Here is a 13,937-nt window from a genome sequence, read left to right on the forward strand (position 1 = left end):
TTTTAAAGTGTATCAAATACTTTTGCAATTCTTTGTGTAATTTCTTCAATAGAACCCAAACCATTAACGCCGTAGTATTTATTTTGAGCGTCAAAATAATCTTTTAAAACAGCTGTTTTTGTATTGTATTCGTTAAAACGGTTTCTAATTTTACTTTCATCAGTATCATCTGTTCTACCGCTTGTTTTTCCTCTTTCTAATAAACGAGTTACTAAAGCATCTTCCGGAACTTCTAAAGCTACCATTCCGTTTATTTGTTCACCTTTTTCAGCTAAAAAAATATCTAAAGCTTCTGCTTGAGATTCTGTTCTTGGAAAACCATCAAAAATAAAGCCATTTGCATCAGTATTTTTTTCAACTTCTGCTTTTAGCATATTTATGGTTACTTCATCCGGAACTAAATCTCCTTCATCCATATATTTTTTAGCTAACAAACCTAATTCTGTTTTATTTTTAATGTTAAAACGGAATACATCTCCTGTAGAGATATGTACTAAGTTGTACATGTCTTTTAAAAAATCTGCTTGTGTTCCTTTTCCTGCACCTGGAGGGCCAAATAATACGATATTTTTCATTTTAGGTTGTGTTGATAATTGATAAATTGCTGGGTAATTTCTACCTAAACCATTATAATCTAATCCGTAACCAACAATAAATTTATCTTCAATACTTTTTCCGATATAATCTATTGGAAGTTCTTTTCTAAATACGTCTGGTTTAAAAAATAACGTTGCAATTTTTAATTGTTTTAAATTTTTATCTCTAAAGATATTATAAATTTCTTGAAGCGTGTTTCCTGTATCTATAATATCTTCTAATATAATTACAGTTCTTCCTGATAAATCTTCATTAATACCTACTAATTGTTTTACATTTTCAGTAGAAGACGTTCCTTCATAAGAAGCTAATTTTACAAAAGAAATTTCACAATCTCCATTAAACTCTCTAATAAAATCTGCTGCAAATAAAAAACATCCATTTAAAATTCCTATAAAAATAGGAACTTCACCTTTTGGTAAGTCAGCTTTTACTTGAATGGCTAATTGCTTTACGATTACTGCAATTTCTTCCTTATTAATAAAGGGTTTAAAATATAGATCTTGAAGTTTTATAATACTCATTAGGTTGTAATTTTAATTGCTATTTGTTCAATGAAAAAAACCGTTTTTAATCTGATAGTTACAAATTAAAAACGGTTTCAATATATCTAGAAATAAATTTAATTATTTTTTTCTTCTTTTTTAGAAGTGTCATACATAATTGGTGTTGCCACAAATAATGAAGAGTAAGTACCTACTACTACACCAATAATTAAGGCAAACATAAATCCTTTAATAGAATCTCCTCCAAATAAGAAGATTGCTAACATTACTAATAATGTTGTTAAAGATGTGTTTATGGTTCTACCTAAAGTAGAACTCAGTCCTTTGTCTACAACTTCGCTGTATTTCCAATTAGGGTGTGTTCCTGTAAATTCTCTAATTCTATCAAAAATTACCACGGTATCATTCAGAGAGTATCCCACTACTGTTAGAATTGCAGCAATAAACGATTGGCCTATTTCCATATCAAAAGGCATAAAGCTGTATGTGATAGAGAATACACTTAATACTATTAATACGTCATGGAATACTGCAACTACAGCACCTATTGAGAAAGAAACTTTTCTAAAACGTAATAAGATGTATAAGAAAACTACTAGTAAAGAGCCAAATACTGCATATAATGCTGATGTTTTAATATCATCTGCAATGGTTGGTTCTACTTTCATATAACTCATTACTCCAGATCCTTCTTTTTCGAAACCTGGTTTAAAGTCTTGGTAAGTAGTTGTTCTTAAATAAGATTTTAACCCTGTAAATAATGCACTTTGCACTTGGTCATCTACATCTTGTCCGTCTTCATCAATTTTATAAACAGTTGTTATTTTTAATTGACGATCAGAACCATATGTTTTTACTTCTGGTGCCGTACCAAAAGCATCTTTTAATGTAGAAGCTACTTCTGTAGCATTCATGCTTTGATCGAAACGAACAACGTAAGAACGTCCTCCTTTAAAATCTACACCTTGCTTTAACCCTACTGAGAAAATAGAAATAATACCTGCAATAATTATTGCTCCAGAAACAATGTAAGCAATCTTACGTTTCTTTAAGAATTCAATATTTATATTTTGGAACCATCCTTTAGAGATAGAGGTGTTAAACGTTATGTTAGCTCCTTTATTAACAGATCTATCAATTAACAAACGGGTAATAAATACCGCTGTAAATAAAGATGTTGCAATACCAATCATTAATGTTAACGCAAAACCTTTAATTGGTCCTGTACCAAAAACATATAAGATAATACCTGTTAAAAGCGTTGTAATATTTGCATCTATAATTGCAGATAAAGCTCCTTTTATAGAGAATCCTTCTCCTACAGATTGTTTTAATCCTTTTTTAATTGATAAACTTTCCTTAATCCTTTCAAAGATAATAACGTTTGCATCTACAGACATACCAATGGTTAAGATAATACCTGCAATACCAGGCAATGTTAACACGGCGTTGAAAGAAGCTAATATTCCGAAGATAAATAAGATGTTTACTGCTAAAGCGATGTCTGCATATAAACCAGCTTTACCATAGTATAACATCATCCAAACTAATACTAATAAAATAGCTAGTCCAAAAGATTGAATACTGTGATCTATAGATTCTTGTCCTAAAGATGGTCCAACAACTTCTGCTTGAATAATTCTTGCAGCTGCAGGTAATTTACCCGCTTTTAATACAGTTGCAATATCTTCTGCTTCTGTAATAGTCATACTTCCACCTGAGATAGAAGTTCTACCACCTGTAATTGGTGTATTTACAGAAGGAGCAGTATATACATAGTTATCTAAAACAACAGCAACAAATTTACCTTGGTTTTCGGTAGTCATTTTAGCCCATTGTTTAGTACCAGAACTATTCATCGTCATACTAACTTCTGGCTTATTTAATTGGTCAAATACTTGAGAAGCATCTAAAATAACATCACCCTCAATATTTGCATTACCATTACGACTTCCTTTAATGGCATATAATCCAATTAGATCACTTCCATCTGTACCTTTGTTAGATTTATAATCCCATAAGAATTTAACATACTTTAATTCGTTAGGCAATAAAGCTTTTACGTCTTTTCTACTTAATAAATCATTTACCATTGCAGTATCTAACACTCTAGCTTGTCCTACTAAAGAACTAACTTGTTGTTGAGATTGTGCTACGTTAGGAAATAAATAAGTGAAAAGATTTTTTTGATTAACAGCTGTAGAATCTACTGTTTCCCCTAATAAATCATCAATATCATCTGTTTTTGTAGAGTCTATAACTTTCTCTATAACTGTGTTGTCTTTTAAAAGTTCTGCAACTTTAGCATTTGCAGAGAAAAAGAAGTTTTGAACTTCTGCATTGGTGTATACTTCCCAAAACTGTAATTCTGCTTTACTAGTAATTAAACGAGTAACACGCTCAATATCTTTAGCTCCTGGTAATTCAATTTGAATTCTACCAGAATTTCCAATTCTTTGAATGTTAGGTTGTGTAACACCAAATTTATCAATTCTACTTCTTAATACTTCAAACGCAGTACCAATAGAACTGTTAATTTCTTTTTGTAAAGTTTCTTTTACTGTAGCATTTGCTTCGTTAAAAGTAATTTTATCGCTTAAAGCTTTTGTTCCAAAAATAGAAGGGTCACTTAATTTAGTGTCTCCAGCAACTTTTTCAAACTCTTCAAAAAATAAGTCTAAATAAGTAGCATTACTACTTTTTTGAGCTTCATCTGCAGCGTCTAATGCTTGGTTAAAAGCAACGTTTTTAGAATCGTTAGCTAAGCTTCTTAAAACTTCTTTTACAGATACTTGTAAAATAGCGTTAATACCACCTTTTAAATCTAGACCAAGATTCATTTCTTTGTCTTTTACATCATTGTAGCTGTAAGAGGCAACACCTAAATTAATAATCTCTTGGTTTGCAACACTGTCTAAGTACTTTCTCTCAAAAGTAGCTTTTTGTCTTGCATTAATATTATCACCTTTGCTCTCTGCGTAAGCTACAGCGTCATCTTCAACCTTAGTGGCTAAAAATGTAAATGATAATTGGTATAAACTTACTAACCCAAAAAGGATAGCAAATAACTTTATAAGTCCTTTATTCTGCATTTTATATGTATTTTATTATCAAATTTTTAAAAACGAGCAAATATATAGTTTCTCGCAAAATCTGACAATTATTTTTGTTGATTGTTTTTTGTAATTATGAGTTTGGTACTCATGATTTTAAAGAAGATATACAAAAATGTAAATGATTACATTTGTTATACATGAAAGCTTTTGGGGCCTGCTCTAACTTCGGGTTCGTTGTAAGAGGATCTATCCTTAATAAAAGGATAGTTTTTGTAAACACTGTAAGTAGTTTTAAATAGTTGATTTTCTTTGTTTTGGTCTATTTTTTTAAGAAAAGCAAAAGAGTTGTAATTTGTAATTTTGTCTAAATTATATTTAATTTCAATTACAAAATGGAAGTCAGAATTAGAAATATCAGTTTTGTTTGTTATTTCATGAATATCAATATGGTACTTAGAAGAAGTTCTGTTTTTTTCTTTATGATTAGAATTTTGATTTAAAACTAATGCATGTTCTTTAGCCAGTTTTTTCTTAATATTATCAATATGTATAGTACTATAGTAAGAAATTTTTAAGGTTCCGCTGTCTGTTTCATCTATTTTAATATTTGAAACACCAATTTTTAGTAATTTTTCTTTTACATCAGCAATGGTGTTTTGAATATCTTTTTTATCGATTTTAACATCAACAAATTTTAGCACTATTTCTTGATTAGGTATGGTTACCTCTTCATGAAATGCTCCAAAACATATAAATAGTAAGAATAAAGTACCAATGTACCATTTTGTTCTCATGTGTCAAATATATAAAAAAAGTTTGCTTTATCGTTCTGTAATAAAGAATCTAATTTAATTTTATTGATAGGAACTTTAACTGATTATAATGTAATTTTAAATACAAGATAATTGTCATATTCTGGCTTCTTAAAACTCGTTATATTTACGCTCTTCTTATGTTATAATTCTATCTTTTTACATGTTTTGTTTAGTTGTTTATTACTTTGTGTTCTAGTTTTTTAAAATCTATTAGACTAGGTATTGTGCGTTTGTTTTATTACTTAGAATAGCATCATTATATTGTGCTTTTTTTATAAAATTTTGAGTTTTTTAATTGCGTTTTATGTGTGGTAATCGAGTTTTATTTGTGAATTTGTTAAAAATTTTAACATAATTATAGTTATTTGATTATATTAATAAATTAAAAGGTTTTATTTAATGATTTGATTGTTGTATAATTTAAGTATATTTGTTATTATACAATACCCCCCCCAAAAAAAAATATTATACCAATTGAGTACTCTTTCCCTTTTAAAGCCTTGCTTGTTTTTTCGTTTTCTAAAAAAGAATAATTATAAAGACGCAAGTTATTCTTATAGGTCTTTTTTTAGTATTAAAAATATTAATTACTATTTATTGTTGTTTGAAGAACTTAAGCTAAGGAAGGTAGTTACTACCGAGAATGAAATTTTTTTTACTTCTAAGTTTAAATTCGGTAGTACAATTAGAAGTGTTAAAAGTGGTCTTAAAGATGATTTTCATACTGTTAAAACGCTTTGTGGTACGGTTATTTTATATTCTAAAACTATAATTGGAAGTGACAAAGTTATCTTGGAACTTCATTTTTATAAAAAAAAGTTAGTTCTTTTTAGGTATACTTTTTCTAATATGAATAATAGAAGTAAAATTGAAAATATCTTAAGGGAAAAATATTTAAATATTGACTCTAAGGTTTGTTTTTCAGAGTGTGCTATTAATGATTCTCATGGTAATTCTATCTTTGTAGATGATAAGGTTAATTTTTCTGTATTATACTTTTCTTTCAATTTTGAATTTCATGATTATGTTATTAATCTTAAAAAAATAAATGAAGAAAAAATTCTTGCTGAAAAATTAAATTGGAAGGCAGAAATTATGAAAAGACTTTAATGCTATTCTTTTTGATTGAATAGTAAAACTGAGTTTTTATTGCTGATTGTTATTCATTTTTTAAAATGAGAGTAATACTTAACCTTATTTCTCCATAAGAAACTTGCTCATTTAGTTTTTCGAAAATGGGTTTCAATTCTATTTTTCTTTCTAACTCGTCAAAAGCAATTCGTACTTTATCTACAACTTTTGCGTCCACAAGTTTTTCTAATTCCACCTCTTTTCCTTCCATATACAATTGAGAAAGGTGTGAAAAAATAGTTGTGATAGATAAATTTCTTTTTTCTGCAATTTCTGCCGGTTTTAAACCTTCTTTAAATAAATCAAAAGTTTTTTGAATGGTGCTGACTTTTCTAGGTTTTGCCACGCTTTTAAATTTACGAATTACGTTCATAAATTCGTCACCATACTTTTCCATTTTGTTCATTCCAACACCAGAAATAGCTAAAAATTCATTTTCGGTTGTTGGAAGTTCACTTGCCATTAATTTTAATGTTTTGTCATTAAAAATGATGTACGCTGGCATGTTTTCTTCTTTAGCGATGGAATATCTTATTTTTTTGAGTTCTGTGAATAAGTCTTTATTTGCTTCACCTTCAATAGTTGTTTTTACGGTTTTTGCTTTCTTCTTTTTATCATCAGAAGTTAGAGGTGTTGTTAGTCGTATGGTTTTTTCTCCTTTTAAAACTTCCCACCCGATGGGTGATATTTTTAAGGCAGAATTTTCGCTATACATAATTTCTATCAAACCTTGATTTGCCATTTGAATTACATAATCCCGCCAATCAAAAAAACTAACATCTTTTCCTATTCCGTACGTTTTTAGATTAAAATATTGTTTGGAATGGATATCTGCATTGTTACTTCCTCTTAAGACATTAATTAACATAGTAATTCCGTCTTTTTCTTTCATTCTTGCAATTCCAGAAAGTGCTTTTTGAGTTATAACAGTACCTTCAAAATCTTTAGGAGGATTTTCGCAAACATCACAATTTCCACAATTTTCTGTGAGATGCTCTCCAAAATAAGATAATAATATTTTTCTTCTACATGATTTAGCTTCTGCAAATTGAAGCATTCTGTTTAGTTTTTCTTTTTGCATATCGCTATTTGCACCACCATCTGCAAATTGGCTGTATAGTACAAAATCTCTCATGTTGTAGTAGAGGATAGTTTCTGATGGCAAACCGTCCCTTCCTGCTCTTCCTATTTCTTGATAATAGCCTTCTAAGTTTTTAGGTAAATTATAATGAATTACAAATCGAACATTCGATTTGTCAATACCCATTCCAAAGGCAATCGTAGCTACAATTATTTTGGTGTCGTCATTTATAAAATCCGTTTGTGTTTTTTCTCTTTCTTCATTATTCATTCCGGCGTGATAAAATGCTACAGAATGACCTCTTTGCTTCAGGTAACCGGCTACTTCTTCGGTGTTTTTTCTACTCAAACAGTAAATAATACCACTCTGTTCTTTTCTTCGCTCTATAAAATTACCAATTTCTTGTAGCTTTTTTTGTTTTGGAACTTGACCTTTAACTTCTATGCTTAAGTTTTTTCTGTCAAAAGAAGAAATAAATAATTTAGAGTTTGTTAAGCCCAATTGTTCTTCAATATCTTTTCTAGCAGATTTATCCGCAGTAGCGGTTAAAGCCATAAAAGGTACTTTCGGTAAAGAGTTTCTAAAGACTTTTAGTTGTGTGTACTCGGGTCTAAAATCGTGTCCCCACATACTAACACAGTGTGCTTCATCAATAGCGACTAATTTTATGTTTAATTCTTTTAGCCAAGTATTGCTTACGGATATTAATTTTTCTGGGGATAAATACAAAAGCTGTAATTCTCCATTCATTGCTCTACCAATTACATCGTTTTCTTCTTGCGGAGAAATGGAGCTGTTAAAGAAATCAGCTTTTATTCCGTTAGATTTTAATGCTTGTACTTGGTCTTTCATTAATGAAATCAATGGAGAAACTACAATGGTAATTCCATCAAAAACCAATGCAGGAATTTGGAAACAAATTGATTTTCCTCCTCCAGTGGGCATTAATACAAAACTGTCTTTACCGTCTATGGTTCTATTAATTATTTCTTCCTGTAAAGGACGAAAGTTGTCGTAACCGTAAACGTTTTTTAAAAGGGTATGAGTTTGATTTTTCACTTTTTCAACAATTAGAGATCAAATATACGGGTTTAGATATTTGTAAAGTTATATCTATTTGGTTTCCTAGAAAAGATGGGGTAGAAGTATAGCTGTAAAAAAAAGCCTCAAAGATATTCTTTGAGGCTTTAATGACTATAGTTTGTTGTAAAAGTCTATAAGACTATTTATTACAATTCTAACAAAGCGTTAGTAGCTTTTACTCCTTTTGCAGAAGCTTGAATTTGAGTTTTTTCAGCATCAGATAATTTAATTTCTACAATGCTTTCAATTCCGTTTTTACCTAAAACAACAGGAACTCCAATACATAAATCATTTAAACCGAATTCACCTTCTAATAAAGAAGAACAAGGGAATATTTTTTTAGTATCACAAGCAATTGCTTGTACCATTGCAGAAACTGCTGCACCTGGAGCGTACCAAGCAGAAGTACCTAATAAACCAGTTAAGGTTGCACCACCAACTTTAGTGTCTTGTAAAACTTGTTCTAATCTTTCTTCAGAAATAAATTCTGAAACAGGAACAGAGTTACGAGTTGCTAAACGAGTTAAAGGAACCATACCAGTGTCTGAGTGACCACCAATTACCATACCGTCAACATCAGAAATAGGCGCACCTAAAGCTTCTGCTAATCTGTATTTAAAACGAGCAGAATCTAAAGCACCACCCATTCCAATAATTTTATTTTTTGGTAACCCAGTAGTTTTATGAACTAAATAAGTCATTGTATCCATTGGGTTAGAAACCACAATGATAATTGTGTTTGGAGAGTGTTCTATTAAGTTTGCTGAAACTGTTTTTACAATTCCTGCGTTTATACCAATTAATTCTTCACGAGTCATTCCTGGTTTACGTGGAATACCAGAGGTAATTACACAAACATCAGAATTAGCTGTTTTAGAATAGTCATTTGTACTTCCTGTAATTTTTGTGTCAAAACTATTTAAAGAAGCAGTTTGCATTAAATCCATTGCTTTACCTTCTGCAAAACCTTCTTTAATGTCTAATATAACAACTTCGGATGCAAAATCCTTAATAGCGATGTATTCTGCACAACTTGCGCCTACTGCACCAGCTCCTACTACTGAAACTTTCATATATATTATTTTTAAGATTTATAATCATTTTGTTCTCTAACAAAAGTACGAAAATTACTTAAGATTTTGGTTCTAAAAAAGTAAAAAGACACTCTAAAAAAGTGTCTTTTTACGAAAAGGATTTCGATTTTTTTTATCTGAAAATAAATGAGATACCTAAAAAAATAGATGGTATTTTTATAGTGTAAATTTTACATTTTATTTCATTTTTAGACCATCTAATGCGGTAGCTTTGTAAGTTAATTTTAGTGCGTTTTTTATCTGATACTAATTGCAATACCTAAACTAGCTGTGTTGTATTCTTGAATTGAATAACTACCAAATATTTTGAAGAATCCTAAGCTTAATCTAGCGCCTATTGTAGATGTAAAACCTCTTGACTCAAAATCTAAGTTCGTAGGAACATTTAAAGATTCTTTAACGGTGTCGTTTGGTGCTGGTTGTCCTGTTTCATAGATACCTGTAAATGTACCATTCATTTTATAAGTAGAGCTACCGCTATTATATCCAATACCTCCGTAAATGTTTATAATAGGAAAGTTTAAAGAGGCAATTGCTTGTGCTGTAAATGCTTTTAATTTAAACTGAGTTAACCCATTTCTAATTTCAAGGTTATCTGAGTCATAATCTCCAATTCCATAGTCTACGTCCATGGTTGTGTAAGCTGCTAATAACGATACGTGTAGTGGTAATTTGTCTATTGGTCCAAACCAACTTGTAATTTCTTTTTTAAGACCTAAACCTAACATGTTTACAGAACCATCGTCTTCTCCGATATTGATTTTAGGTAACACTCTAACCATTGCTTCTAGTTTCCAAGGTAAACCTATGGTTACTTGTGCTATAGGTGCAGGTACGCCTTTAGCAGGTAGGTCTTCTAATGCTCCTCCTGGTGAATCGAAGTTTGCCGTAACATTTTTACCATTAACAGTTGTGTTAACTGTCATAGATGTTGTTTGGTTTGGTCCAGCAAAAGTAGATGCTGTTGGTGAGCTAGAGGTTACAGAGGTTAATCCTAAAGCAGAAATGTTAAAAAGTTCTTTTTCCGAAGGAATCATTGCAGAACTTGCTCCTACTGCAATATCAAAACCAAAAGTCTTATGTACTTCGGCAGTGTGGTACCATCCGTTATTCATGGCGTTGATAAAACCTTCCATTGCAGGTGCAAAATAGGCTTGCATTAATTTTTGTGAATCGGCTTTTTCTGCTAGTAAGATAGATTCAAAACCATCTTGTGCTTTTGTGTTAAGTGTAAAGGCGAATACGCCGATAAAAATTAAAATGCTTTTTTTCATTGGTCTGTTTGGGTATTATTATTGGTTAAAGTTATGTTAAAGTGATTGCTAAAATAAATAATTTTATCAATAAACAAACTTTTAAGTACTAAAAAGGGGAAAATCACTATATATAAGTATGTGAAAAATGTATAGAAGTATATGTAATTTAAAGTAAAAAAAATACACATTTCTATTGCTAGGAATGTGTATGATATAAAATTATCTAGATTGAAATCTTATACGTCTATGTTTGCGTATTTAGCATTTCTTTCTATAAAGTCTCTACGTGGCGGAACCTCGTCTCCCATTAACATAGAGAAAACTCTGTCTGCTTCTGCAGGACTATCAATTACCACTTTACGTAGCGTTCTAAATTCAGGATTCATTGTGGTGTCCCAAAGTTGGTCTGCGTTCATTTCCCCAAGACCTTTGTAACGCTGTATACTTACAGAACCACCCATGTTTTGTGCAATAATATCACGCTGATTGTCATCCCAAGCATATTCTCTTTTCTGACCTTTTTTAACTAGATATAAAGGAGGAGTAGCAATGTAAATATAACCTTGCTCTACCATTTCTTTCATGTATCTAAAAAAGAACGTTAATATTAAGGTAGCAATATGCGAACCATCTACATCGGCATCACACATAATAACTACTTTATGGTAACGCACTTTAGATAAATTTAAAGCTCTTGGATCTTCTTCTGTACCAATAGAAACACCTAAAGCTGTAAACATATTTTTGATCTCTTCGTTTTCAAAAACTTTATGTTGCATTGCTTTTTCCACGTTCAAAATCTTTCCACGTAGTGGTAAAATTGCTTGAAAATTTCTATCTCTACCTTGTTTTGCCGTTCCACCTGCCGAATCTCCCTCAACTAAGAAAATTTCACATTGTGCTGGGTCTGTTTCAGAACAGTCAGATAATTTACCAGGTAAACCACCAATAGACATTACCGTTTTACGTTGTACCATTTCTCTGGCTTTACGTGCTGCGTGTCTTGCGGTTGCTGCTAAAATTACTTTCTGAACAATTGTTTTTGCGTCATTAGGATTTTCTTCTAAATAGTCAGTTAACATTTCTGAAACTGCTTGAGATACAGCCGAAGTTACTTCTCTGTTTCCTAATTTTGTTTTTGTTTGCCCTTCAAACTGTGGTTCTGCAACTTTTACAGAAACAATTGCTGTTAATCCCTCACGGAAATCATCTCCAGCAATATCAAATTTTACATTTTTTAATAAACCAGATTCGTCAGCATACTTTTTTAAGGTACCTGTTAAACCACGTCTAAAACCAGATAAATGCGTTCCTCCTTCATGCGTGTTAATGTTGTTTACATAAGAATGTAAATTTTCTGCATAAGAAGTATTATAAACCATGGCAACTTCAACAGGAATACCGTTTTTCTCACCTTCCATAGAAATTACTTGCGATGTTAATTGCTCGCGCGTAGAATCTAAATATTTTATAAATTCTGGTAAACCTTCATCAGAATGAAAAATTTCAGAAATAAAGTTTCCTTCATCATCCGTTTCACGTCTATCTGTTAAAGTAATTGTAATTCCTTTATTCAAGAAAGATAATTCACGCATACGAGTTGCTAACGTATCGTAACTAAATTCGGTAGTTTGTTTAAAAATTGTTTTATCTGGTAAGAAAGTAACAATTGTACCGTTAAAGTCTGTTTCTCCAATAGTTTTAACAGGGTATAATGCCTTACCTTGAGAGTATTCTTGTCTCCAAACCTTACCATCTTTATGCACTGTAGCTACTAAAAGATCAGAAAGTGCGTTTACACAAGAAACACCAACACCGTGTAAACCACCAGAAACTTTATAAGAATCTTTGTCGAATTTACCACCAGCACCAATCTTTGTCATTACTACTTGTAAAGCAGAAACGCCTTCTTTTTCGTGCATTCCAACAGGAATTCCACGTCCGTTATCTTTAGTTGTAACAGAATTATCTTCGTTTATAGTAACGTCAATAGTGTCACAATAACCTCCCATTGCTTCATCAATAGAGTTATCTACAACCTCGTATACTAAATGGTGTAAACCACGTACGCCAACGTCTCCAATATACATGGAAGGACGCATTCTTACATGTTCCATCCCTTCCAGTGCCTGAATACTGGACGCATCATATTCTTTTTTAATTTCTTCGCTCATTATATAAAGTAAATTAATGTTTTTTAGATTGATGAAATTCAGCTTTGAAAAGCGAAATTCACAATCTCAAATTTACAATTAATAAAGTTGTTTTAAAAGCTTTTTAGTAACTATCGTTTAAAAATATGAATATTTGTTAATTTTAAAAAAGTGCTTTAAATCGCTTAAAATAGGTTTTATATTTAATTTTGATGTTTTTTGTTTTGTTCTTGAAATTAGAATTATTTAAAATAGCTTAAAGCTTTTGTTTTGATTTTTTTGATTCGCTATTCATTGTTTAAAAAACGCTAATTTCAGCAAGATATTTTTGAGAATAATATAACTAATAGACTAAATTTTAAAGGTAAATTCTAAAATAAGAATAAGGCATCAAAACTCCTGTAGGGAGAAATTATTTTTTGGCTAAAGTCGATATTATCTAAAACCTTATTAATCTGTGGTTAAATATAATTTAAAAAAAGTATTCTGAACTTCTATTTTAAAAGCTAGACAGGTCTTTTAAAAAGGATTACTTTTTAAATTAATTTTATAATTAGCATTAAAATTTTACTAAAGCCAATATAAAATAGAGCTGCAGAAATTTAAGGTATCGCTAATTTTTTAATTTAAAGAGAGCTTTTAGAGTTTAATTTATTGTATCTGTAATTAACAATCAATATTTTACAAATACTTCAACAGCTATATAAAAACGTAAAAAAGAGGTTTTTGTACCATTTTTTCTGTATATATTTGTCATCAGTATAACAAAAATGACAAACAATAATAACAATCGTAATTTCAATAATCCTAATTGTTAGGACGGAAGGTTGTTGTTTAGAAATATATAAATAAAGCCTTCCTAATCGGAAGGCTTTTTTTTGAATCTAAAAATAAAGACATGAGTAAAATAATGACGGTAGACATTTTGTCTAGTATTAAAGGAGCAAAACCATCGGAATCGGTGAATCAGTTATTTGAGGTAATTAAAAAAGCAAATACATCAAATACTACTTCTAATACCAATCATAATAATGCGGTGTCTTTAGATGATTTAAGAGAAGATGTGGTTATTGATAGTCCGCAAGCGGAAAAGCAAATCATTATCGAAAACTTCCCAAAAGAAAAAAACGGCTATTTAGTAGTTTCTAAAGTGATAGAAGAATAA

General features: G+C 30.5%; 9 protein-coding genes. 2 read left to right on the forward strand and 7 right to left on the reverse strand.

Features of this window, described 5'->3' with window-relative positions:
- Window positions 1-2: 2 nt before the first annotated feature.
- From KV700_RS15100 to KV700_RS15110, 3 genes are all read right to left on the reverse strand, one after another.
- Entirely contained in the window at window positions 3-1,121 is a 1,119-nt protein-coding gene (locus KV700_RS15100; protein ID WP_218598384.1) for an adenylate kinase, read from the reverse strand.
- Window positions 1,122-1,219: 98 nt separating this feature from the next.
- Complete coding sequence (gene secDF, locus KV700_RS15105; protein ID WP_218598385.1) at window positions 1,220-4,195, reverse strand: protein translocase subunit SecDF; 2,976 nt, start codon at window positions 4,193-4,195, stop codon at window positions 1,220-1,222.
- Window positions 4,196-4,350: 155 nt separating this feature from the next.
- Window positions 4,351-4,953 carry a hypothetical protein gene (locus tag KV700_RS15110; RefSeq protein ID WP_218598386.1) on the reverse strand — a complete coding sequence of 201 codons (603 nt, stop codon included), beginning with the start codon at window positions 4,951-4,953 and terminating at the stop codon, window positions 4,351-4,353.
- Window positions 4,954-5,574: 621 nt separating this feature from the next.
- On the opposite strand from KV700_RS15110, the gene KV700_RS15115 reads away from it, so the two are divergent.
- On the forward strand, window positions 5,575-6,084 hold the full coding sequence (locus KV700_RS15115; protein ID WP_218598387.1) for a hypothetical protein: 510 nt from the start codon (window positions 5,575-5,577) through the stop codon (window positions 6,082-6,084).
- 49 nt (window positions 6,085-6,133) lie between these two features.
- Here KV700_RS15115 and recQ read toward each other — a convergent pair whose 3' ends face one another.
- The 4 genes from recQ to gyrB form a co-directional block, all read right to left on the reverse strand.
- Window positions 6,134-8,245 (reverse strand): DNA helicase RecQ, encoded by a 2,112-nt coding sequence (recQ, locus tag KV700_RS15120; RefSeq protein ID WP_218598388.1) that lies wholly within the window; start codon window positions 8,243-8,245, stop codon window positions 6,134-6,136.
- A 170-nt stretch (window positions 8,246-8,415) separates the two neighbouring features.
- On the reverse strand, window positions 8,416-9,342 hold the full coding sequence (mdh, locus tag KV700_RS15125) for a malate dehydrogenase (RefSeq protein ID WP_218598389.1): 927 nt from the start codon (window positions 9,340-9,342) through the stop codon (window positions 8,416-8,418).
- 257 nt (window positions 9,343-9,599) lie between these two features.
- Window positions 9,600-10,637, reverse strand: a complete 1,038-nt coding sequence (locus KV700_RS15130) for a DUF6588 family protein (RefSeq protein ID WP_166386647.1) — start codon at window positions 10,635-10,637, stop codon at window positions 9,600-9,602.
- A gap of 218 nt (window positions 10,638-10,855) precedes the next feature.
- On the reverse strand, window positions 10,856-12,793 hold the full coding sequence (gene gyrB, locus KV700_RS15135) for a DNA topoisomerase (ATP-hydrolyzing) subunit B (RefSeq protein WP_166386649.1): 1,938 nt from the start codon (window positions 12,791-12,793) through the stop codon (window positions 10,856-10,858).
- 877 nt (window positions 12,794-13,670) lie between these two features.
- On the opposite strand from gyrB, the gene KV700_RS15140 reads away from it, so the two are divergent.
- Window positions 13,671-13,937, forward strand: coding sequence for a hypothetical protein (locus KV700_RS15140; protein ID WP_218598390.1), 267 nt, complete (start codon window positions 13,671-13,673; stop codon window positions 13,935-13,937).

It is taken from the genome of Polaribacter sp. NJDZ03 (assembly GCF_019263805.1).
In the GTDB taxonomy this organism is placed as follows: Bacteria; Bacteroidota; Bacteroidia; order Flavobacteriales; family Flavobacteriaceae; genus Polaribacter.